The 21,697-nt window shown below is 41.8% G+C and carries 26 protein-coding genes, 1 tRNA gene, 1 rRNA gene and 1 pseudogene; 17 read left to right on the top strand and 12 right to left on the bottom strand.

The window, feature by feature from the left end:
* Positions 1 to 46 precede the first annotated feature (46 nt).
* Both H8S54_RS00255 and H8S54_RS18000 read right to left on the bottom strand, forming a co-directional pair.
* Positions 47 to 1,120 (bottom strand): M24 family metallopeptidase, encoded by a 1,074-nt coding sequence (locus tag H8S54_RS00255; RefSeq protein WP_021926595.1) that lies wholly within the window; start codon positions 1,118 to 1,120, stop codon positions 47 to 49.
* A gap of 517 nt (positions 1,121 to 1,637) precedes the next feature.
* Positions 1,638 to 1,889 carry a hypothetical protein gene (locus tag H8S54_RS18000; protein ID WP_243000270.1) on the bottom strand — a complete coding sequence of 84 codons (252 nt, stop codon included), beginning with the start codon at positions 1,887 to 1,889 and terminating at the stop codon, positions 1,638 to 1,640.
* Here H8S54_RS18000 and H8S54_RS00250 point away from each other — a divergent pair.
* Positions 1,800 to 2,603: a polysaccharide deacetylase family protein gene (locus H8S54_RS00250; RefSeq protein ID WP_408610243.1), complete on the top strand. Its 804-nt coding sequence runs from the start codon at positions 1,800 to 1,802 to the stop codon at positions 2,601 to 2,603. The genes H8S54_RS18000 and H8S54_RS00250 overlap by 90 nt on opposite strands.
* On the opposite strand, the gene H8S54_RS00245 is transcribed toward H8S54_RS00250, so the two are convergent.
* The 3 genes from H8S54_RS00245 to H8S54_RS00235 all read right to left on the bottom strand — a co-directional run bounded on the left by H8S54_RS00245 (position 2,600) and on the right by H8S54_RS00235 (position 5,366).
* On the bottom strand, positions 2,600 to 3,469 hold the full coding sequence (locus tag H8S54_RS00245; protein ID WP_186900677.1) for a DegV family protein: 870 nt from the start codon (positions 3,467 to 3,469) through the stop codon (positions 2,600 to 2,602). The two genes, H8S54_RS00250 and H8S54_RS00245, sit on opposite strands and share 4 nt — an antisense overlap.
* 169 nt (positions 3,470 to 3,638) lie before the next feature.
* Positions 3,639 to 4,259, bottom strand: coding sequence for a response regulator (locus H8S54_RS00240; protein ID WP_021925551.1), 621 nt, complete (start codon positions 4,257 to 4,259; stop codon positions 3,639 to 3,641).
* Positions 4,260 to 4,295: 36 nt separating this feature from the next.
* Positions 4,296 to 5,366 carry a sensor histidine kinase gene (locus tag H8S54_RS00235; protein WP_117853573.1) on the bottom strand — a complete coding sequence of 357 codons (1,071 nt, stop codon included), beginning with the start codon at positions 5,364 to 5,366 and terminating at the stop codon, positions 4,296 to 4,298.
* A 197-nt stretch (positions 5,367 to 5,563) separates the two neighbouring features.
* Here H8S54_RS00235 and H8S54_RS00230 point away from each other — a divergent pair, with 197 nt between their 5' ends.
* The 3 genes from H8S54_RS00230 to H8S54_RS00220 are packed head-to-tail and all read left to right on the top strand — an operon-like array spanning position 5,564 to position 8,765.
* Complete coding sequence (locus tag H8S54_RS00230; RefSeq protein ID WP_186900695.1) at positions 5,564 to 6,493, top strand: ABC transporter ATP-binding protein; 930 nt, start codon at positions 5,564 to 5,566, stop codon at positions 6,491 to 6,493.
* A 12-nt stretch (positions 6,494 to 6,505) separates the two neighbouring features.
* Positions 6,506 to 7,630 (top strand): ABC transporter permease, encoded by a 1,125-nt coding sequence (locus tag H8S54_RS00225; protein WP_186900676.1) that lies wholly within the window; start codon positions 6,506 to 6,508, stop codon positions 7,628 to 7,630.
* Complete coding sequence (locus tag H8S54_RS00220; protein WP_173768035.1) at positions 7,617 to 8,765, top strand: ABC transporter permease; 1,149 nt, start codon at positions 7,617 to 7,619, stop codon at positions 8,763 to 8,765. The genes H8S54_RS00225 and H8S54_RS00220 overlap by 14 nt, the downstream gene beginning before the upstream one ends.
* 23 nt (positions 8,766 to 8,788) lie before the next feature.
* Here the strand turns inward: H8S54_RS00220 and H8S54_RS00215 are convergent, their stop codons facing one another.
* Complete coding sequence (locus H8S54_RS00215) at positions 8,789 to 8,929, bottom strand: hypothetical protein (RefSeq protein WP_173768032.1); 141 nt, start codon at positions 8,927 to 8,929, stop codon at positions 8,789 to 8,791.
* An 18-nt stretch (positions 8,930 to 8,947) separates the two neighbouring features.
* Here H8S54_RS00215 and H8S54_RS00210 point away from each other — a divergent pair, with 18 nt between their 5' ends.
* Entirely contained in the window at positions 8,948 to 9,511 is a 564-nt protein-coding gene (locus tag H8S54_RS00210) for a DUF6796 family protein (protein WP_186900675.1), read from the top strand.
* Positions 9,493 to 9,726 (top strand): annotated as a pseudogene (locus H8S54_RS18710) (DUF6783 domain-containing protein). The gene H8S54_RS00210 and the pseudogene H8S54_RS18710 overlap by 19 nt, the downstream one beginning before the upstream one ends.
* Here the strand turns inward: H8S54_RS18710 and H8S54_RS00205 are convergent.
* A complete protein-coding gene (locus H8S54_RS00205) occupies positions 9,696 to 9,908 on the bottom strand; it encodes a hypothetical protein (RefSeq protein ID WP_173768748.1) in 213 nt (70 codons plus the stop codon). The pseudogene H8S54_RS18710 and the gene H8S54_RS00205 sit on opposite strands and share 31 nt — an antisense overlap.
* Positions 9,909 to 10,090: 182 nt before the next feature.
* On the opposite strand from H8S54_RS00205, the gene H8S54_RS00200 reads away from it, so the two are divergent.
* Together H8S54_RS00200 and H8S54_RS00195 are read left to right on the top strand one after the other, a co-directional pair.
* A complete protein-coding gene (locus tag H8S54_RS00200; RefSeq protein ID WP_021925679.1) occupies positions 10,091 to 10,357 on the top strand; it encodes a hypothetical protein in 267 nt (88 codons plus the stop codon).
* A 277-nt stretch (positions 10,358 to 10,634) separates the two neighbouring features.
* On the top strand, positions 10,635 to 10,856 hold the full coding sequence (locus H8S54_RS00195; RefSeq protein WP_186900674.1) for a hypothetical protein: 222 nt from the start codon (positions 10,635 to 10,637) through the stop codon (positions 10,854 to 10,856).
* 298 nt (positions 10,857 to 11,154) lie between these two features.
* On the opposite strand, the gene H8S54_RS00190 is transcribed toward H8S54_RS00195, so the two are convergent.
* A complete protein-coding gene (locus H8S54_RS00190; protein WP_186900673.1) occupies positions 11,155 to 13,221 on the bottom strand; it encodes an Ig-like domain-containing protein in 2,067 nt (688 codons plus the stop codon).
* Between the two features lie 195 nt (positions 13,222 to 13,416).
* Here H8S54_RS00190 and H8S54_RS00185 point away from each other — a divergent pair, with 195 nt between their 5' ends.
* A complete protein-coding gene (locus H8S54_RS00185) occupies positions 13,417 to 13,647 on the top strand; it encodes a helix-turn-helix domain-containing protein (protein WP_186900672.1) in 231 nt (76 codons plus the stop codon).
* A 44-nt stretch (positions 13,648 to 13,691) separates the two neighbouring features.
* Here H8S54_RS00185 and H8S54_RS00180 read toward each other — a convergent pair whose 3' ends face one another.
* Both H8S54_RS00180 and H8S54_RS00175 read right to left on the bottom strand, forming a co-directional pair.
* The gene (locus H8S54_RS00180) at positions 13,692 to 14,360 is read right to left on the bottom strand and encodes a SprT-like domain-containing protein (RefSeq protein ID WP_186900671.1); all 669 of its coding nucleotides are present in this window, start codon (positions 14,358 to 14,360) and stop codon (positions 13,692 to 13,694) included.
* A gap of 249 nt (positions 14,361 to 14,609) precedes the next feature.
* The gene (locus H8S54_RS00175) at positions 14,610 to 15,581 is read right to left on the bottom strand and encodes a hypothetical protein (protein ID WP_186900670.1); all 972 of its coding nucleotides are present in this window, start codon (positions 15,579 to 15,581) and stop codon (positions 14,610 to 14,612) included.
* A 181-nt stretch (positions 15,582 to 15,762) separates the two neighbouring features.
* Here H8S54_RS00175 and H8S54_RS00170 point away from each other — a divergent pair, with 181 nt between their 5' ends.
* The 8 genes from H8S54_RS00170 (at position 15,763) to H8S54_RS00135 (ending at position 21,172) form a co-directional block, all read left to right on the top strand.
* Positions 15,763 to 16,164, top strand: a complete 402-nt coding sequence (locus tag H8S54_RS00170) for a helix-turn-helix domain-containing protein (RefSeq protein ID WP_186900669.1) — start codon at positions 15,763 to 15,765, stop codon at positions 16,162 to 16,164.
* Positions 16,165 to 16,233: 69 nt separating this feature from the next.
* Positions 16,234 to 16,389: a hypothetical protein gene (locus tag H8S54_RS00165; protein ID WP_186900668.1), complete on the top strand. Its 156-nt coding sequence runs from the start codon at positions 16,234 to 16,236 to the stop codon at positions 16,387 to 16,389.
* Between the two features lie 163 nt (positions 16,390 to 16,552).
* Positions 16,553 to 16,858, top strand: a complete 306-nt coding sequence (locus H8S54_RS00160; RefSeq protein WP_186900667.1) for a hypothetical protein — start codon at positions 16,553 to 16,555, stop codon at positions 16,856 to 16,858.
* A gap of 65 nt (positions 16,859 to 16,923) precedes the next feature.
* Complete coding sequence (locus H8S54_RS00155) at positions 16,924 to 18,312, top strand: helicase HerA domain-containing protein (RefSeq protein WP_186900666.1); 1,389 nt, start codon at positions 16,924 to 16,926, stop codon at positions 18,310 to 18,312.
* Positions 18,303 to 18,440: a hypothetical protein gene (locus H8S54_RS00150; RefSeq protein WP_186900665.1), complete on the top strand. Its 138-nt coding sequence runs from the start codon at positions 18,303 to 18,305 to the stop codon at positions 18,438 to 18,440. Before H8S54_RS00155 ends, H8S54_RS00150 begins: the two co-directional genes overlap by 10 nt.
* 103 nt (positions 18,441 to 18,543) lie before the next feature.
* Positions 18,544 to 19,581, top strand: a complete 1,038-nt coding sequence (locus tag H8S54_RS00145; protein ID WP_186900664.1) for a hypothetical protein — start codon at positions 18,544 to 18,546, stop codon at positions 19,579 to 19,581.
* Positions 19,574 to 19,900, top strand: coding sequence for a hypothetical protein (locus H8S54_RS00140; protein WP_186900663.1), 327 nt, complete (start codon positions 19,574 to 19,576; stop codon positions 19,898 to 19,900). Before H8S54_RS00145 ends, H8S54_RS00140 begins: the two co-directional genes overlap by 8 nt.
* 57 nt (positions 19,901 to 19,957) lie before the next feature.
* Positions 19,958 to 21,172, top strand: coding sequence for a tyrosine-type recombinase/integrase (locus tag H8S54_RS00135; RefSeq protein ID WP_186900662.1), 1,215 nt, complete (start codon positions 19,958 to 19,960; stop codon positions 21,170 to 21,172).
* A gap of 108 nt (positions 21,173 to 21,280) precedes the next feature.
* On the opposite strand, the gene H8S54_RS00130 is transcribed toward H8S54_RS00135, so the two are convergent.
* Positions 21,281 to 21,351: transfer RNA gene (locus H8S54_RS00130), tRNA-Trp, on the bottom strand.
* Positions 21,352 to 21,529: 178 nt separating this feature from the next.
* Positions 21,530 to 21,697, bottom strand: a 23S ribosomal RNA gene (locus H8S54_RS00125); the annotation flags it as partial.

Raw genomic sequence — 21,697 nt, 5'->3', positions numbered from 1 at the left:
TCTTATTCCTTTCTGCATTTCAATAACAATATTAACTTTTTAATATTTATTCTTCTATCGGAACCTCAATCAGCTCCTTCGGGGAGTGTGCCAGGTTGCGGCAGCCATCCTCTGTTACCACTACCATATCCTCAATACGCACGCCGCCAAAGCCAGGTACATAAATTCCAGGCTCAACAGTCTCGATCATGCCAGCCTGAAGAATAGTATCATCAGCCGGGGAAAGACGGGGGCTCTCATGGATGAACAGACCAACGCTGTGTCCAAGTCCATGTCCGAAATATTCGCCGTATCCGGCCTCTGCGATAATATCTCTGGAAACTTTATCCACGCTTGAGCCGCTGACTCCAGCCTTCACGGCTGCAAGACCTGCAAGCTGTGCCTTTAATACCACATTGTAGATTTCTTTCTGCTTCTCGCTTGCTTTTCCAAGGACAAAAGTACGTGTCATATCGGAGCAGTATCCCTTGTATTTGCATCCGAAATCACAGGTAACGAAATCCCCCACTTCCAGTTTCTTGTATCCTGGAATGGCATGAGGCATGGAAGAATTCAAGCCGGAAGCGATGATGGTATTGAAGCTTAAATCCTCAGCACCCTCTTTTTTCATCAGGTATTCCAGCTCTGCAGCAACTTCAAGCTCTGTCATGCCTGGCTTTACTACCTTCAGAAGCTTTTCAAATGCTTTGTCGCCGATTTCCTCTGCTCTTGCAAGATAAGTCAGCTCCTCCTCGGTCTTGATCTGGCGCAGATCATCAATCTTGGTTCCAAGCGGAGTCCAAACCTGAACCGGAAGGGCAGCCTTCATACGGTCAAACTCGCAGCAGAGCATGGACTGGTCTTCATATCCCATGTGGAAATCACCGCTCACAGTTTCTTTCTCCATGCACTCCTTCAAAATGGTCTGACGGTTGTGGGCACGGTTCTCCTCGATGACTGTGAAATCACTTTCTTTTCCAGCCTGCTCGGTATAACGGGAATCTGTGATCAGCACCTTCTGGGTGGCAGAAATATATAAAGCGCCCTCTCCTCCCCGAAATCCGCTAACATGACGCATGTTATAAGGATCTGTGATTACAAGAGCATTCAGTTTTAATTCGTCAAGAATATTGTTCAACATCTTTTTTTCCTCCTCATCTTTTGTTCCTCATACACTTTAGCGCGTTGAAAAACTATATTTCCTATCAGTCACATCATACCACATTCTTCGCTATAATATTGTCTGAATTTTGTATTCTTTTTATGCATATAAACTTTTTATTTTAAATAAAATAATATTTTTTCAAATTATTTGTTGACAAATAAGAAGTAATCTGTTATAGTAAGCTCATAAAACAAAAGGGAGAACAAAATAAAACAAAAAGGAGTGAGACCACCGAAAACATAATTTACCACTTATAATCTAAGAAAGAGAGGTACGGACCACCAGAAACCTAAACGCTTTATCTTAATTCTTTTATAATTTAAGCAAAGGAAGGTACAGTCCACCAAGAACTTAAGCCTTTAATTCCAATTGTTTTAGACGCATAATCTATTTTAAGAAAGTGAGGTACATTCCATTGGATATGGATCAGATTTAAGCCACCAGTAAACGTCGATGCTGGTGGCTTAATTGATGCCCTTTTTTCCCCGGTTCCTTACAGGCCTTTCCTTTTTGGCATACCCGCTCTTCTTCTCTCATATATCTTTAGAAAACCCATCCCGAGGTTTCCATGAAATTCTCCAGACCTTCTTTTTTTAAACGCCCTTTTAGGCTTCCCTCCCAGATTTCTAATTTTTCCTCTGAAAAAATCCCGGTAATCAAAGATTTCCTCCACTATGCTGGCGTCCCCCTGCTTTTTGCCCTGTCTTTTCTTGCAGGTGAGGCGGCCCGGGTCACAGTTCAGCACTTTCGGACACCGGAGGCCGTAACCACTGCGTCTGGCAGCAACAGCTGGGGACTGAGCTTCCAGGAGGAAGGAAAACGCCCTGTGGGAAACGCTTCCATGGAGGAGCTTGCCCCCTATGATGCCTATTTTGCCAAAGATACTCAGGAGAAAAAAATCTACCTTACCTTTGACTGCGGATATGAAAACGGGAATACCCCTCTGATTCTTGACGCGCTGCAGAAACACAATGCAAAAGCCACCTTTTTCGTAGTTGGAAATTTTATCAAAGACAATCCGAATCTGGTAAAAGAAATGATCGCAGAAGGACACACGGTAGGAAATCACACCCTCACCCACCCGGATATGTCCGGGATCTCCTCTATGGAGGCTTTTAAGAAGCAGCTGGAGGGCGTGGAAAATCTGTATAAAGAAGCGACCGGAGAATCCATGACGAAATTCTACCGGCCGCCTCAGGGAATTTACAGCACCACCAATCTGTCTATGGCAAAGGAGCTTGGGTATAAAACCTTCTTCTGGAGCCTTGCCTATGTAGACTGGTACCAGGACAAACAGCCGACCAAAGAGGAAGCCTTTGATAAGCTTCTGAAACGGATCCACCCGGGTGCCATTGTCCTGCTTCACAATACTTCTTCCACAAACGGGCAGATTCTGGATGAACTGCTGGGCAAATGGGAAGAAATGGGATATACATTTGGAACTTTAAGTGAGTTCTAGCGGTTATTGCCGAAATAAATCACAGCCTGCACACCAGGACCAGTATGGATTCCGATGATCGGGCTCATTGGCATAATGGTAACCTGCGCGCCCGGCACAGCTTCCAAAATGGCTGCTTTGGCTTTCTCTGCCTGCTCAAGAGCATCTCCATGGCAAAGGAATACATAAGGATGCACCTCATTTAATCCGGAGCTTACATACTTGGAAACGATGGTATTCATGGCAGCCTTGGAACCGCGCACCTTCTCCGGGATTGCCAGGGTACCATCTTCTGCAATGCGAAGCACCGGCTTGATCTTCAGCTTGCCGCCGATCCAGGCGATGGTCGGGGAAATGCGTCCGCCCCTCTTAAGGAAATCAAGGTCATCCACGGTGAACCAGTGGCAGATGTGCAGACGGTTCTCTTCCAGCCATGCGGTATTCTCCTCAAGGGACATTCCCTTCTCCTGATTCTGTGCTGCCAGGATCACCAGAATACCCTGTCCGCCTGTGGCTGCAAGGGAATCCACACAGGAAATCTTACGTTCTGGATACTCTTCCATCAGGTCTGTGGCTGCCAGATGGGAACTCTGCCAGGTGGAAGTAAGACCGCCGGAAAGGGAAATATAGAGGATATCCTTGCCCTCTTTCAAAAAGGGCTCAAAATAATCGGTGTATACAGCCGGGGAGATCTGGGAGGTGCTTCCGGTACCTCCATTACGAAGCTGGTCATAGAAGGCTTTGCTGTCCCAGCTTCCCGGGTCCTTATGGGGATGCTCCTCTCCATTTAACTGATATACCATAGGGATCAGATGGATCTGACCTTTATCCAGAACAGACGCAGGAATATCTGCGGAAGTATCTGTTATAATTACATATTCACTCATAATCGGTTCTCCTTGTTTGGTTAAGTGAGCCCATTATAACATACTTTTCCCCTGGAATGTGTATTTTTTTACATTTTCATTGATTTTGTAACAGTTTTTGCAGCGTGTTCTTCACTGAGGTGTACTTTTTCTCCGGAATGGGAAGCTCATTGTTCATTCCCGGCTTCTCCTATCTGTGCTGATAATAAAATACGGCTACCTGGGTTCTGTCCCGCAGCTGCAGCTTTTCCAAAATGGAGCTGAGGTAATTGCGCACCGTTCCCTCACTGAGGAAAAGCTCCGCCGCAATCTCCTTATTGCTGCACCCGTTGGCGATCAGCCGGATGATCTCAAGCTCCCGTTCATTGATGTCATAGCTTCCATAATCAAAGCCCTGTTTTCCCATGAGAAGCTCCGGAAGCCTGGAAGTGATCTGGGTTCCGAATACTGTCTGCCCGGAATCAACAGCCCGGATGGCAGGAAGAATGCTTCCGTAATCCTGCTTCAAAAGATAGCCTTTTGCCCCAAGCCGCAGGGCTTTTACAATATATTCGTCATCTGCGAAGGTAGTCAGAAGCAAAATGTTGGCCTTTGGAAATTTCTCCAGGATCTTCTGGGAAGCTTCCAATCCGTCCATCTCTTTCATGCGGATGTCCATGAGAAGCACATCCGGCTGATATTCCTCATAAAGCTGGCAGGCTTCCTTTCCATTTACGCCTGTTGCCGCTACCTGCACGTCCTCGTTTACTTCCAGAATGGTTTTTAATGCTGCTGCCACCAGGCAGTCATCGTCTACGATTATGATTTTCATTCAACTATCCTTCCATGCTGCATTTTTGCAAACCACTCACTTGGGAATGGTGATAAAAATCCGAAAGCCCTTTCTGGTGGAAATCTGCAAAGTTCCGCCAAGGGCCTTCACCCGGTCCTTCATATTCAGGATGCCGATTCCCGCATTTCCCGGATCATACACGACACCGGTCCCGTTATCCTCCACGCACATCTGGTAGAGGGCAGGATGCTCCCGCAGGATCAGCTGCACCCTTGTGGCGTTGCTGTGCTTCATAATATTGGCAAAAGCTTCCTTGGTAATGCTGATAAAGCAGTATTTCACTTCCCGTGGGATTTCCTGCGTCATGTCGTAAGTCAGCTCTGCCTGGCAAAAAGTAAAGTCCCGCACAAGCCCTTCCTCTGCTTCTCTTAAATTCACAGCTTCATCATGAAGGTCATGGACGCTGCTTCTGATGCTGTTCATGGCAAAATTCAGGGAGTCCTCCAGATTTTCAAGAAGAGCTGCAAGCCCGGCTTCCTTGTTCATGGTCCTGGCTGCCCCAAGCATGAGAATGGACCGGGAAAGCACATGGCCTACATTGTCGTGGATTTCTCTTGCGATACGGTTTCGCTCTTTTAAGGTGGCGTTATAGATCTCATAGTCCTGTTTTTCCAGGAGGGCCTTGTTTTTCTGGGAAAGAAGAAGGTCACGCTCCCTGGAATCGTCCCTGGTTCTTTTTAGCTCTTCTTCCAGGGAACTGCACTTTCTTGTGTTTCTTTCCATAAAAAAGGCAAACAAAAGGCCAAGACTTCCTGCTGCCGCAAAAAACAGGCCGTTTTCCCAGCTTCCCATAGTCCGGCACACCAAAAGCGCCCAGGCTCCCAGGGCCAGAAGGGGCATTTTTTCACAGAAAAAAAGATAAAAAAGGCAGGGATAAAAGAAAAACATTTCCGGGATCACAAGAGCCAGAAGTCCCATTCCTGCGCCAAGAACTATACGGATACATTTTTTCCCCAGGGCATAAGTGCTGCACACCAGAATCACCGTGCACAAAAATGCGATCAGAAATCCTGCATCCGGCAGACGGTAAAACAGCCGCAAAAAGCTCAGAAGCACAAGCAGTCCGCAATCTGTGAAGTATCCCATTTTACCACCTTCTTTTTTCTTATTTTGCGTCAGGCTTTTGTTCATTATAGTATACAGATGCCTGCTCGTAAAGAAACTTCTGGCATTTTATGACATTTGTCATGTGAAGGCTGTGACATCCGGCACTTGGATCCTTCGGCTTTTTCTTTTATACTGATGGTATCGTAAGAACGAGGAGGAAAATGATGTCAGAGAATATTGTTCAGATTGAAAATCTGGTAAAAAGATATGGAAACTTAGTAGCCCTTGACCACCTGAATTTAAAAATTGCAGAGGGCGAGATTTTCGGACTGCTTGGACCAAACGGCTCCGGCAAGACCACAGCCATCAACTGCATGCTTTCCCTTTTGAAATATGATAAGGGAACCATCCGGATTTTTGGCGAAGATATGCGGCCGGATAATTATAAAGTAAAACAGCAGATTGGAATCGTTCTGCAGAATGTGGCTGTTTTTGATGAACTGACTGTCTATGAGAATATTGACTATTTCTGCGGGCTTTATATCCCGGACAAGAAAAAAAGGAAGGCCCTTGTGGAGGAAGCCATCACCTTTGCAGGCCTTGACGATTACCGCAAAATGCACCCAAAAAAGCTTTCCGGCGGACTGCTCCGCCGTCTCAACATTGCCTGCGGAATTGCCCACAAGCCCCGTCTGATCATTATGGATGAGCCAACGGTAGCCGTTGACCCACAAAGCCGCAATAAGATCCTGGAAGGGATCAAAAAGCTGAATGAACAGGGCTCCACCATTATTTACACTTCCCATTATATGGAAGAGGTGGAGCAGATCTGCACCAGGATCGCCATTATGGATCACGGCCATGTAATCGCCTCCGGCACCAGGGAAGAGCTGAAAAAAATGATCAAAACCGGGGAGACCATTACCATAGAGGCCATTCCTCTCACGGAAAAAAATCTGGAAGAAATCCGGACTCTTCCCCATGTTTTTGACCTGCACTATGAGGACCAGGTTCTCACCGTCCGCTGCACAGGAGCCAGGCACAACCTGATCCGGCTTTTGAATTACCTGCAAAGCCAGGATATCACATTCGGCCAGGTTTCCTCTGAGCTTCCCACCTTAAATGACGTCTTTCTGGAAATCACCGGAAAACAGCTCAGAGACTAGGGAGGATTTGTTATGCTGCACTTAATCAAATATAATCTTCTTGTAAAGCTGAAAAATTTCGGCACCACCTTCTGGCCCCTTGTGTTTCCCATTCTTCTGGGAACCATGTTTTACTTCGCCTTCGGAAACATTAACGATGCAGATTTCGCGACGGTATCCGTAGCCGTTGTCCGCCAGGAAAAGGCAGATACATTGTTTCTGATGTTTCTGGACCAGGTGGAAAACAATGCAGACCAGCTGATCTCCACAAAGGAGCTGACCTACGATGAGGCATGCAGCCAGCTGGAAAATGAGCAGATTTCCGGTATTTATGTGGTTGGAGAAACACCTTCCCTTACCGTTTCTGCAAGCGGCATTCCCCAAAGTATCCTGCAGTCCGTTCTTTCCAGCTACGAAACCGGCAAAACCACCATCCGCACCATTGTGCGCACCCATCCTTCCGGCCTATGGGCAGGGATCCGGCAGATGCTGAACCGTCAGGAGTTTCTTACTGAGGTTTCCCTTGGCGGACGGACCATCAACGGAAACGCCCAGTTTTTCTATGCGCTGATTGCAATGGCCTGCCTGTACGGATGCTTTATCGGGTTTGGTTCTGCGGTAAGCCTGCAGGCCAATATCACAGCCCTGGCTGCAAGGCGCTGCGTCACGCCCACACACAAGCTGAAGCTGATCCTTTCCGAGCAGATTTCTGCCTTTTTGCTGGGATACTTTGATGTGATCGTGCTGCTTCTCTATCTTCGCTATATTCTGAAGCTGGATTTTGAGGGACAGATAGGGCGTATGCTTCTCATTTCCTTCCTTGGCTCCCTGATCGGCGTTTCCATGGGTATTTTCGTGGGAAGCCTTGGAAAAATGAAGGAGGGCATCAAAATCGGAATTATCCTTGGCATTTCCATGGTCTGCAGTTTCCTTTCCGGACTGATGAACAACACCATGAAGGATCTGGTGGAAAAAAATGCGCCGTTTCTCAACCGGATTAATCCGGCAGCGCTGATTTCCGATGCTTTTTACTGCATCAATGTGTATGACGATATGGGACGCTATTACCGGAATCTGATCACCCTTGCCCTGATGAGCGTGCTTCTGGTAACTGCTTCCTTTTTACTGATTCGGAGGGAAAGCTATGACAGTATTTAAGTGTTACATGAAAATTTTGAGACAAAATATCGGACTTGTGATCATGTATCTTGCTATTTTTTTTAGTGTAGCCATAGTCATGCAGTTTGCTGCAGGAAAAAGCGAGGACAGTCTTTTTGAAACTGCAAGCATTGATCTTGGAGTGGTAAATGAGGATGGGGGAACCTTAGCCCAGGGGCTTGTGGATTATCTGTCCGGCATCCATCACGTTATGCTTATGGACAATAATCCGGAACAACTTCAGGAGAATCTTTTTTACCGCAATGTGGAATATATCCTTCAGATTCCGGCTGATTTCTATGAGACCTGCATGGTAAACGGGGAAAGCCTGAAGGTAACAAAGGTTCCCGGATCCTACAGTTCCTTTTATGTGGATCAGCAGATCAGCAGCTATCTGAACACCATTCAGACCTATCTGGCTGCCGGCTTTTCCCAGGAGAAAGCCATCCAGGCAGTCAAAGAAGAGACCCATGAGCCGGTTACCAAGCTTACCTTTGATTCCGGAACCAGCGATACTTCCCCTTATACTTATTACTTCCGCTATATTCCTTATCTGTTTCTGGGGGCTTTGTGCTACACCATGGGATATATTCTGATGGCATTCAAGAAGGGAGATATTCAGAAAAGAATGGAGGCTTCTGCCATTTCTGTGAGACGCCAGTCTGTGGAAGGGCTGCTGGCTACGGGAATGATCGGCGTAATACTGTGGCTGATCGGATTCCTGGGCGTGACCTTCATGTATGGAAGCCGCTTCTGGCAGTCGGGACTTTGTGTTTATTATATTTTGAATACCTTTACCATGCTGATAGTGGCTCTGTCCCTTTCCTATCTGATCGGTATGTTTATCACAAACAGCAACCTTCTAAGCGGTGTGGCCAACCTGGTCTCCCTTGCCATGTGCTTCCTTTGCGGCGTGTTTGTTCCTATGGATGTGATGGACAAATCCGTGCTGAAATTCGCACAGTTTCTGCCTGTTTACTGGTATGAACAGGTGAATGAGATCCTGAGCAGGCACCACACCTTAAGTCCAGAGTTTCTTGGACAGGTTCTGATTGGAATTGGCATTCAGCTTTTGTTTGCCGCAGCTTTTATCAGTCTGATCCTGGTGGTTTCCAGATATAGAAAAGAAGGGTGAGATACCCTTCTTTTCTTATCTACTTAATGGATCTGGCAGACGCGGCACACTTCTTTGGTCCAGCGGTCTGCATCCAGAAGCAGTTCCTCGTGCTGCAGGTCGTATTCGCAGATATCCGGATCCGCAAAATATTTGTGATAACGCTCCAGATATTTTTCCCCCATTTTTTTCGCGTAAAAGACATGGATCGTAGTTCCCGGTGCCTGGATCTTTTCCCCTACTTTTGTGTACAGGTCTGTGCAAAACTGGTTTCGCCTGGATTCTTTGGAGAGGAAGGAAAATCTGCGAAGGTTCCTATGCGCTCTGCCATACTGGGTGTCTTTGCACTGTTTCTGCAGGCACTTGGGTATTTTGCAATTTCGGCTTACGTGTATGAGCATTCTGCAGTGTATGGTTCTGTTTTATTTTTTGCCATCCTGCTGTTTATTGTGATCGGGGCTGGGCACCACGTGAAATGCGGGTTTGCAGAATATGTATTTCTCCGTCTTGGAAGAGACAAAAAAGCTCACACCATGATGCTGGACCTGTTTAACAGCGCTCCCATCACCAAAATCTGCTACCTTGGTTACATTGTGTTTATCATCACTTTAATCATCGCCATTCTTACCGGAACCGCAGCCCTGCCCCTCTGGGCAGCAATCTTTACCATACTACCCATATTTATTATCCTGTTTCCATTTAAAATCATCGGCACCCTGCACATCTCTGCTATGATTTCTATGCTGGCATGGATGATTCTGATTTGAAATTTATTTGCATAAAAAAACGGAGCATGCCCGCTAGAGCGTGTTTGAAAAAGGCTTTCTGCAAGATGTGCGTCACAATTTGTGGGAGATTTTGTCCGGATGAGGGCGCCGTAGCGGGCTACGGCAACTGAATTCGGGCAAAATATACCGCAAAGTGGGGCGTGCAGATTGCAGGAATGATTTTTCAAACAGGCTCTAGTACTACTTTCCGGTAAAATTCCCGCAGTTCATTGACTCCTGGCCCATACTCATCCATCTGCTTTAATGCCTGCTTATAGATACTTCTTGCATTCTGATATACTTTTTGGGGATTTTCAGCTGTTAATAAGGGAATGTTTTTGATTATTTCATTTTTATATACGATCCAGTTCAGCTTAATAATGAATCCTTCTTTCATAGTTCACTCCTCTTTAGCTAACACGAATCTATTAATGTATAATCATTATAATATAGACTATTCAAAGTTACAATGCGGATTAAATAAGATAGTTTTTTCAATAACAATATGGTAAAATGAAAAAAACATCAAAATTTACTGAAAAAGTATATGAATCATGTACCTGAAAAGGAGGGAGAACAATGTTTACGATATTTCATTCAGAAAGCATTTGGACTGGAACGGATATGAAAAAATTTAATGAAATCCGGGATGTTCTGGACAGAGAGGGGATTCCGTACAAGTATAAGGTAAAAGACCGATTAGGAGACTGGAACGGAAGCGGAACCTTCCGCGGATCTGTGGGAAGTGCGGGTATTCCGGCAGATCAATCCAAGCAGTATGAAATTCTCGTGGAGAAAAAAGATATGGCGCAGGCACAAAACGTGATTAAAATTAAGCTTAGTTAAATGTCACAGAATTCCCCTGCGGCATAATATCGAAAAAGGGATATGAGACAGCACTCAGCTATTTCATATCCCTTTTGCAGCAGGGGATGAGAGAATCGAACACCGTTGGAAATGTCGATAAATGGCGTAAATAAAGGATTTCTTAAGCAAAGACCTGACATCATCTGACAACATGGTGACATCATTTATTTAAAAATTTATGGAAAGGAGCTGTTTCAGTGTTACACCTAATATAACCAAAATAACATCTTTTGTAAACAATTAGGAGAAGACAACAGTGAAACAGTTAAATGAAATTTTTCAAAATTGGAGTGATACTCTGGAAGATTCCCCAGTGATACTTGCAACATGGAAAGCTATCGAAATAGAACTTGAATTGCTACAGAATGACAAGATGCAAGATTTGATTTTTGCATATTCTACGGCGGTGCAAAAAGAAGCTTTTTGTGCTGGGTATAAAAAAGGTATGCGGTTAATGATGGAGATTCTCGAGGATTGAAGATTTTAAAAGTTAAGGTTTAAAAAAACAGAAGTAAAAAAAGAAAACATGACGTTGAGGAGGGATTTTACTGAAAAGCCATTTCTATATTCTCAGTACAATAAAAACCTACCCCATTACTTTCTCTTATCACGTCATTTAGTATAACAACCCACACCAGATAACATATATTTTATATTATTAGAGTTTAACATAAATCTTATATTGTGTAAATATATTTAAGCAAAAGAAAAGGTGACAGTTTAAACTGTCACCTTTCAAATTTTATTTATAACTTATCTAGTTTGCATTACCTTAATTATTTAGATTCCTTTACACATGTAGCTGTTCCTCTATTTCCAGCTTTACCCTGATATCCTGCTTCTATTAAGTATGCAACACCATCATACCATACTTTTGCTACAACATGACTCGGATTATTCACAACATAAGCCTTTGGTGTTACTACCTCAGACCTTAAACCTAATCTCTGAGCATAATCCTTAAGTACAAATGCTGAAGCATTGCAGTTACCACATCCGTCATTGTGGAAAGATTTATTTGCATCAGGATTGTAATCATAGTTATCAAGGATGTACTGACCTAACAGAGTTATTTTCTGAATAGGATTAAGTTTATCAAAATCAGAATTTGAATCTTTTATATTTTTAAGTACACCGTTAAGCCAACTCTCATAGGTTGCCCAGTTCTTGTCAGTCGAGGATACATAGGCATTCCAAGTTTTAATAATTTTTCCATTAACAACTAAAGACACATCACAGTTTCCTTGTTTCACAGCATCTAACCCGAAACAATAATAATAAGAATATCCATAAACATTATTCTTGACAAATACTCCGTTATAGTATATATTATTATTAGAAGTTAATACTTGAACCTTATCACTAGGAGCATTAGTAAAAACATCAATACTTAAACCAGTACCTCCAGGTATCTTAGTATAAATATCAAAGTCAGCCTCGTAATCACATGAGTAAAGAGGGTCTGTTGTATCTCCCGGATCTACAATATCTTTAGCTTTTACCGTAACAGGACAACTAGCAGATACACCAGAACCATCAACAGCCGTACAAGTAATCGTAGTAGAACCTGCTTTAAGTGCGGTTACATTTCCATTGTCATCTACTGTAGCCACGTCAGGACTAGAAGATACCCATTTAACTGAGTTATTTGTGGCATTGCTAGGTGCTACAGTTGCTTTAATAGTATAAGAACTACCTTCTTTAATTTCAAGGCTAATATCTGGGTTTAAAGTAATTCCAGATACCTTCACTACTTCCGGTTCAGTTGGTTTTGGTTCAACTGGTTTGGTTGGCTCCGGTTTTGTTTCCGGTATCTGTACAGTAACCGAACATTTAGCAAATACTTCTCCATTAGATTTCAAAAAACAAAACACCTCAGAACTTCCCCTACCTACAGCAGTAATCTTACCATTCTCATCTACAGTCACAGCAGACGTATTAATTGAATTCCACCCTACAGCTTTTTCTTCTGCATTTTCAGGTGTTACGGTTGCAGAAAGAGAAAATGTCTGGTTCAAAGCAGTAAAAGTAACACTTTCTCTATTTAGTATAATCTTATCAGCCTTAACCTCAGCTGGAGTAGGTTCCGGTGTAGGTTTCTCATCCGGTTTTACTGGCTCTGTAGGCGTAGGACTTGGTGTCTCAGTTGGTTTCGGTGATTCCGTTGGCTGAGGTTTCGGTGTATCAGTAGGCTTCGGAGCAGTCGTAGGATTCGGCTTAGGTGTTACAACAGCTGTCGTACCATTAACCTTTACAACACATACCAGTTTCTTCTTTCCTACTGTAGCAGTAATGGTAGCACTTCCCGGTTTCTTAGCTGTAATCACAGCACTCTTACCATTCTTAGCAGCCTTAACAGTAACAACAGACTTCTTGGAAGATGACCACTTAGCCTTACCCTTTACACCTTTGAGTTTCAGTTTGTATTTTTGACCATTGTTTAAAGTACGACTTGCTGAATTCATACCTTTCTTTGAAACCTTCACAACAGCTACATAGTTTTTCTTACCATAAGTAGCAATCACCTTGTAAGTTCCAGCTTTCCTAGCGTAGAAAGTAGCATTCCGAGTATCTTTCTTGCTGTAAGATACTACCAGATTCTTACTGTTGGATCTCCACTTAACACTCTTTTTCTTCTTAGAGCTTACACCTTTCAAGGTAATCTTGGACTTCTCACCGGTCATAACCGATACACTCTTATTACTAAGCTTCAAAGAAGCTGCCTCGACTTCCTGTACAACCCCAACTGATTCCATCATAGGGGCGACACCAGGCAATTCACATAGAAGAAGTGTTGCAGTAATGACGCTGCACATTAATCTTTTGATCTTTTTCGATTCCATACAGAAACCTTCCTTTCCTTTTTTATAGTTTTTATTAAAAGATTAACATTTTATTATTATCTATTTTTATGGACTTGTCAAGGTGCTTTTCTTAATATCTGTATTATAAGCGATTTCAATCGCATAGTCAAGTGCTTTTTTATGTTCTAAAATCTTAGATATGAAATATCTTATAGATTTTAGGCGGTAGGCAGAATGCAGCATATCAAGGTGGAAATAGATTACTCTCCATTGCTAATGAAATTAGAAGAAAGAAAGTTGTCTGGTTACAAATTAGCGGATTATGGGATTCCCCATAAAACCACATATAACATAAAACAAGGTAAAATTATAACCCTAGAAACGCTTGCTAAATTTGCCTATATTTTGGACTGTAGCATCAGCGACCTGGTGATTTTACAGTATACTGTACAAGATGAAGAATAAAAAATTCTTTTTTAAAACTTAATGTTTAATAATATTGGGCGGTCTTAATGACCGCCCTTTTTTTCGTCTCGGATAAAGTGTTCTCCACAATCGCCACATATTATATTTACCGTCTTAGTGCTTCGGATAATTGTATGGCAGCAGGGGCAGCTCCAACGCTGATAGCTGTTTTTCTTTTTGCTGGTTGGCTGGGAACTGTCTGTTCCTTTCCCTTGTGAATTTCCTGTATCGACAAAGGATAATTGTTTTCGCCTCGCAATCTGAATATCTCCCAATCCATATTCCTCACAGAATTTGATAATTCTTTCTGTTGGCTCTGTAATCGTCCAGCCATATTTCTCACTTTTGCTGATCTTTAAGCCCCTTTCCTCTGCAAGTTCTTTGAATCTCCGATTATGATATATCCCCCTGTTGCTGGTGTCCTTAATTCCATTAGCCATTGCATATAAATGGCAGCCTTCATGTATCAAAGTTGCAACCACATTTTCAACTGGTCTGTCCAGGTAATCTGCCGATATATTTAATTCGTGGCTTAAATTTCCAAGTTCGTTTTTCCACACCTTGCCAACAGTAACGTGTCCGTAGGCTTCGGCTGTAGACTGGACTGTGATTGTTGGCATTTCCAAACTGTCATTAAAAAATTCCGTGTTGATATGCTTGAAGATTTTGTTCAAGTACTGTACTGCTCTGTTATAGCTGGTGATTTCCTTCATATTCTTTGCCCTCTTTCTTATAATTTTCTTTGGTTGTATTGTGCAACATACTGCGCTGCGCATTTGCGTAATTACACATTACTTTTGGACAACGAGCAGTCAAGGGGGCGGTTTACCGCACGTAGCTTGCCCTTGACAGATCGGTGGCAAAAAGTACACTCTCGAAGGCAAATCAGCCTATAATATGTAGGAACGAAAACATATTTCTATAAAAAAACTGGAAGCATTTTTGCTCCCAGCTTTCTAAGATTATTTTAATTTTTCAGTTATTTCTTGATAAATCGGATCACATTCAACCTTTTTCCACACTTCTTCGTATTGGTCAACCCATTTAAGGCAACACGGAACCAATGCCCTGTATAATTTTAAGTAATCATTTAATGGGGAAAATGTTTTATCGCTGCTCTCTGGTAGAGCCAAATCACATTTTAACTTTTCAATAGCCTTTCTATCATCAGGTAACAAGTATTTCTGCAAAATATCATTAATCGAAATAATCAGGTTTAGCGGATTGATGTTACAGATGGATGTAAAATATGCATTAGAATCATTTTTTTCTTTCTCAGCGACATTACGTATTGACTCGCAAGTCAACCAGCTAGTAATCATAGATAGCTGGAAAAACAGATTAATATCTGTGATTTCCTGGTTCGCATCTAATAGTCCTATAATCTGTTCTTCGGCATGAGTTGTCAATAGGGCATTAGCGGAATCTTCATAATTCTCTTTTTTTCTGGTTAAAGCGTCCTTTAATAGATGAACATATGGTATCTTTGCTTCTATATTCATATATCCGATGGAGTGAGTTGTTTCTTGTTCATACCATTTACTAGCAGCTTCTCTTATTCTATCAGCGGATTCCAAAGACACTATGTTATCCCAGTTCTGCAAATCGAGATACTTTTCAAAGAAAGTTAGCTCTCCCTTTGATTTTCCTTTAACTGTGTTGGTTTTACAATAATAGTCCCATGCCCTGACCAATGCCATATAATCCAATATGTCCATTTTGTAGTCATCATTATTGTCAGGATCATATTCGATCATTATAGCGTGCAGGTTTTTATGAACTTTTTTTAGGCTGTCATAGCATACTAACAGTGAGTAATACGTAGCAGCGCTATTAAAAAATGTCAAAAACTGATCTTGCAAATTAATATTTTCCTCAGTGGGTAAGGGGCGCTTTTCTATTGCTCTTATGATGTTTTCGTAAGTTCCTTCCATAATCATCCTCCTTTTTTCTAATTATACACTTTTTCTTGTGCGTAGCAAAGTCATTTTAAAGTCATAGCAAATTAAATTATGGGCGTTTTTTCCGATAAAGGCTATACTGCGCTTATAACAAAGAAACAGAGTTGTTGATTAGCGCTAATGAACGCTCGCCTATACTAAGGAGAGTGTCGATATGGAAAAATCGGTTTATGTGGAAGAGACAATTAATGAGAAAAAAGACAGATATAACGAAGCTGTTTCCAAGAATTTATATGAAGCTATAACCACAGCCAAGGAGAGAAATAACAACTGCAAAGGCAAAATATCACAAGTGAAAATTTCAGAAAATTGTGGAATTACACCATACAGATTGTCAAAATTGAAATCCGGAAAAGAGAAGATGTACGTGGAAGAACTGCTAGTGCTTTCTGACGAGTTGGGAATCTCTCCCATTGAATTACTCCAGGGTACAGTGCATGGCATCTCTGAGTACAGAAACACTGTGAAGGATGAAATAAACTCCGTGTCGAAATTGTATAAAATGCTGGGAGTGAAACTTGATAAATTGGAGAAAGAAATCGAAATGGCATTATAAATCCCCCAATTGCGTATTTCGCAAGAAAACGTGTAAAAATTGCTTTTATGCTCGTTTTGGAGGAGTGCTGTGAGAGATATAATAGACTCAACAAAACGAAAGAGAAAAGAAAAAATGAGATATCAGGCAAGAGAACCACCGTACCCATTCAATAAAGAACTAGCGCACCTTGACAACTTAATATGGAGCAATACAAACCTGTACCATTCATTAAGGAGGAGGTGAGCCCTTTGGACAATTAAGCTTCTGTACCAGCATGGCTTAATGCTGGCACAGATTATGCCACAGCTGCGACCCTGCAAAGTACTGCTGTGGTGAGGTGTTGGGTTGTTATAATACCCAATTTAATAATAACAAAAAACAACTTTGAATGAAAGGGGAAATCAAAATGATTAACGGAAGAAACCGTATTAAAGCCTTCCTGCTCGACGAGATTAATCGTAAGGCTGGAAGTGGCGAAATAGAAGGCGAAATGCGAAGCTGGTCAGATGCCAAGCAGCTTAAATGCCTGCCGTATGGTGAGACAAGACAGATTTACAAATACACTGTCGCTCCCGAACGGGAAGATATTGTAGGCGCTAAGATTGCAAATGCAAACTGGGGCTGTCTTGTTGAATTAACCTTTGTCGGAAAAAACAGGGTTCAGGATATCGAGGTTATCAGTGATATTTTTGCTGACCAGATAGAACTTTAAACATCTGAAAAAGGCGTGGGGGAGGTTTTGCCCTCTCCCACCTTGAATAAAGGAGATATGAAGGTATGATAAACAAAATAAAAAACGCAATACGTAAGTGTAGAAGCGAATTTGAAAAAGCAGAAATGTGGAAACGCTTTTTATTTATAGCGTTAAGTCTTATTGCTTTGATAGTGGTATTTTGGATTATAAGATTTCTGTGGGGCATATTACCTATAATCCTAATCCCATTGTTTGTTGTGGGAATAGATAAACTGGAAAAATGGTCAATTGAACAGGTTCAAAAACCTGCGCCAGTATATCAGCCTCAGCTAGATGGAGACACAATCTGTGATTGTATGCAGGAAGCCATATGCGCAGCAGCAACGATGCTGGAACTGCAACAGCCTATATCAGCCAGAAGCATTATTTTTGCTGGACATCCATCTTCGGATGGGCTTCCACGTTGGTGGTTCCGAGCTAAAAAGAAAGACGCTCAATTTGGTAGCTATGACGTATTAAATGTTCGTGATGTGCTTATGGATGAACTGGAACAGGCATTCGTGGTGAATAGAAACCGCTTTTCTCCTGGCACTGATGGACTATTTTTAGACGTTTGCAATGATCGGGGGTATTATTACGAACTGGCAGTTATACCCTTAAATAAAAGAACTGCTCCATATATCTCCCAAAAATTAGAAGATACGAAGGAAAAAGAAGAGGTTTTTCAAGTGCCAGAAGTAACCTTTTCTTGTTCTGGTACTGCAACACCCTTTTTACGAAAAGATCCATGGATAAAATATCGAAAAAGGCTTGGAATAGAAGTTGACTTGGATAAGACTCCACACATAGGTATCTGGGGGGCTACTGGTTCGGGAAAGTCTTGGTTAATTAAAGCACTTGTGGCATATTTTTTGCTTAAGTATGACAATCCCGAATGCACGCTGAGTGTTGCAGACTGGAAAGGACAGGACTACGATTTCCTGAAGGGATGCAGGGGTTATTATAACCATGCCCATTATGGAGAAGCCTTAATTAAGTTCAAGAATATTCTTGAGGCAAGAATAGCAGGAAAAAATGTATCTCTCAATCGGCACTTACTTGTGCTGGATGAATGGAATAATTTTCTGACCTCTTTAACTGTTTCAGAAAAAAATCAGTATTTAGACGATCTTTCATATTGTCTTAATTTAGGACGGTCTTATAACATGAATGTTGTTATAGGGTCACAGGCAGCTCATGCGGAGTTCTTCGGAAAATCAAGAGATTCCATTTCCTGTGTAGTCGGGCTGGGGCAGATATCAAAGGTAACTGCACAAATGCTATTTACACCGTATACGGACGAACCAATTGAGCCACAGCCACGCGGATGCGGATATCTGCTGCTAGATGGACAGCCTTTACAAAAGATTATTGTTCCGTATACAGATAACACCGCCCCCATAGAGAACATTATGAGAGACAGATGTTCCTGAATAGACAGGAGCAGGACAGCCGCCGCTGCCATTATCCGCCGAAGGCGGATGTGTGGCAGCAGGTGGATGAACGGCTCCTGTGCCGATGCCAGTATTACCCATCGGCATTTGCACAGAACACCAAATAAAGCCTGGAAACCCTTATAAATAAAGCGTTCTTGAAGGTAGTATTTTGTTCAGATCTTTTTCACACTGCACAAAAAGCAAAAGTGAATCAAAAGGAGAGAAAAGATGAAAAAAGTAGATACACAAAAAGAAAACTGGATAGTGACTTTAAATAATCCAGAAGAATACGGAGTTACTCATGAGATTATTAAAGAAACGCTTTTATCCTTTGCAACAATTCAGTATTTCGCAATCGTAGATGAGAAAGGCTCGTGCTATCATATCCATTGCTTAATATGCTTCCGATCTCGTGTGCGATTCTCAACGCTAAAGAGAAAACCTTGTTTTAGTAAAGCCCATATTGAGGATTTAAAGGGTACTCCACAACAGTGCGTTACTTATTTACAAAAGAGTGGAAAATGGCTTTTTAATAAAGAAAAACAGGAGCAAGTGATTGAGGGTACTTTTGAGAGTTGGGGAGAACTACCACCGGAAATAACTTACAAAAGAGACATGAGTGCGCTGCTGCACCTAGTAGAAGCAGGTTATACTGATCTGGAAATAATCAATAAAAATCCAGATTATATTCCAATTATGGAAAAAATCGAGAGGCTGCGCACCAAGATACTAATTGAAAAATATAAGGGAACACGCAGATTAAATCTTCACACTGTATACATAAGCGGACCGACAGCCACTGGAAAATCTAGGTATGTTCTGGACACACATGGAGATGAAAATGTATATCGTGTTACGGATTATAAGCATCCATTTGACCATTATTCAAATGAGCCTGTTCTGTGTTTTGAGGAATTTAGAAGTCAAATTAGACTGTCTGAAATGTTAGTCTATACTGACATATATCCCATACAGTTGCCTGCCAGATACGCCAATACATATGCATGTTATGAAACCGTTTATATTGTCTCAAATTGGAGCCTTGAAAGTCAATTTACTGACGCACAAGAAAATTCACCTGAATCATGGAACGCATTTTTACGCCGAATCCATGAAGTGAGAATTTTTAATGTAGATGGCACTGTCACAATCTATGATTCTGTTGAAAAATATCTTAAACGAAATGAAGAATTTCACACCATAGATTCTGATACTAAGCCTCCATTTGAAGAAACCAAGGAAAACGAGGTGCATCCAAATGAATAATGAGAAAGAGTACGACTACGATTTCAGTACAGACGTAACCAGTGGGGATATAACTCCCCACCGTGTTACCTCATTCCTTCCATACACGTTTCACAGGCTTAACCGTATCTTAGAAGATTATTACGGTTGCAAGCTGGAAGCGGTATGGCAGGGATATAAAGCTAATCGCAAGCCAGGCTATAAGCAACTATACAACATCGTTACCATAGATGAGGGAAGAGTGATTTGTTCCAATCTCACGCTTGACCAGATGCGATCTATCTTTGCACAGATGGATTATCCCCTGTATGATGAGAAATCAGCTAAAACAACAGAATAGGAGTAACTAACATGAAACATAACAGTAACACTCAAAGGAAACGCAGCCTGAAAGAAAATGGAGTTTAACGAAAAAGAACTCTTGGATTTTGTGATCAAGAATGATATTATAGATATAGGTGCAACGCTGAAACAAATAGAAGAAATGGAAAGAAAAGAAATTTTGGCACAGCATCCCTATAATATCACTAAAGCCGCCAACTATTATTCAACTTATTTTCCGAGTATAGACGGAAAACGTCAATATAGGAGACGGCGGACACGAAAAGAGATTGAAGATTTAATTGTAGAATACTACAAGGATAAGATGCAGGAAATTTATCTGAAAGATGTATTCTATGAATGGATTAACCAAAAACTGGAATATAATGAAATCCAGAGGGCTTCTTATGATCGTTACATAAACGATTATAAAAGATTCTTTGAAACGAAACCGAATGTATTATCAGTAAAGCGTTTCAAAAATATCAACGGAGATGATCTGGAAGCTTTTATTAAAGTTTCAATCCGTGACTTCAATCTCAGTCGAAAATCCTATGCAGGTCTTAGAACCCTGCTGTATGGGATTTTTAGATACGGAAAGAAAAAGAAATACACAACCATCAGCATTTCGCAATTTATGAAAGACCTTGATCTCCCAAGAAATATGTTTCAGAAGAAAGTTATTGAGAGGGAAAAGGAAGTTTTTATGGAGGACGAACTGCCTGTGATTATCAAGTACCTTAAAGAACATCCAGACATATACAATCTTGGCATTCTTCTGGTATTTGAAACAGGTATGAGAGTTGGCGAACTTGCTGCACTTTCACCAAACGATATAGGGGACTGTGAAATCAAGATCAGACGTACCGAAGTAAAGTACCGTGACGAGAGTGGTCGCTGGCTTGTAACTGTAAAAGATCATCCCAAAACATCCGCTGGATGCAGGAATTTAATTATTCCCCCAAAGGCGATTAAGACAGTACAGGCTACTATGAAGCTCAACCCAAACGGAAGTTATTTATTTGAACATAATGGAAAAAGAATCCGTGGAAACACATTCAATAAACGACTTTCGAGTATCTGTAAAAAACTGGATATACCACACAGGACTATGCACAAGATACGAAAAACTTACGGTACAATGCTGATTGACAGCGAACAAATGTCGGACGCATTTGTTGCAGCTCAGATGGGACATACTGATATATCCTGCACACGACGCTATTATTATTTCAGCAATAAATCAATAGAAAAGAATAAAAAACAAATCGAACAGGTCATATCTTTTTAAAAACAGGAATCATTCCTAGTTGACATCATAGGTGACATCGTTAGAAAATCCCACAAAATAAAAACGCCGGAAACCCAGTAAAATCAAGGCTTCCGACGCTCAAAGAAACAGGGGATGAGAGAATCGAACTCCCACCAAAGGTTTTGGAGACCCCTATCATACCATTTGACCAATCCCCTATTTTATAAAGAAAAGTGACTATTAGCAGTCACAATTCATTGAAAGTTTTGTACCTTCAAAACTACATACATGCCATATCCTTGTCTGGAATCTTTTCTGAATCATTCTTCAACCTTGCGAATAACCTGGAAGCTCCATCTCGCTTCGTTCAATGGAACGACCTGTGCGCTTTGCGCTTTGGTCAAGCCCTCACCCTATTAGTAGCAGTCAGCTCCATGTATTACTACACTTCCACCCCTGCCCTATCTACCTCGTCGTCTTCAAGGGGGTTTACTTCTTTCGAATGGGACATCTCATCTTGAGGGGGGCTTCACGCTTAGATGCCTTCAGCGTTTATCCCTTCCG

The organism is Blautia segnis (assembly GCF_014287535.1).
Taxonomy (GTDB): Bacteria; Bacillota; Clostridia; order Lachnospirales; family Lachnospiraceae; genus Blautia_A; species Blautia_A acetigignens.
The sequence above is the reverse complement of the archived record's forward strand: the minus strand, read 5'-3'. Positions and strand labels throughout refer to the sequence as shown.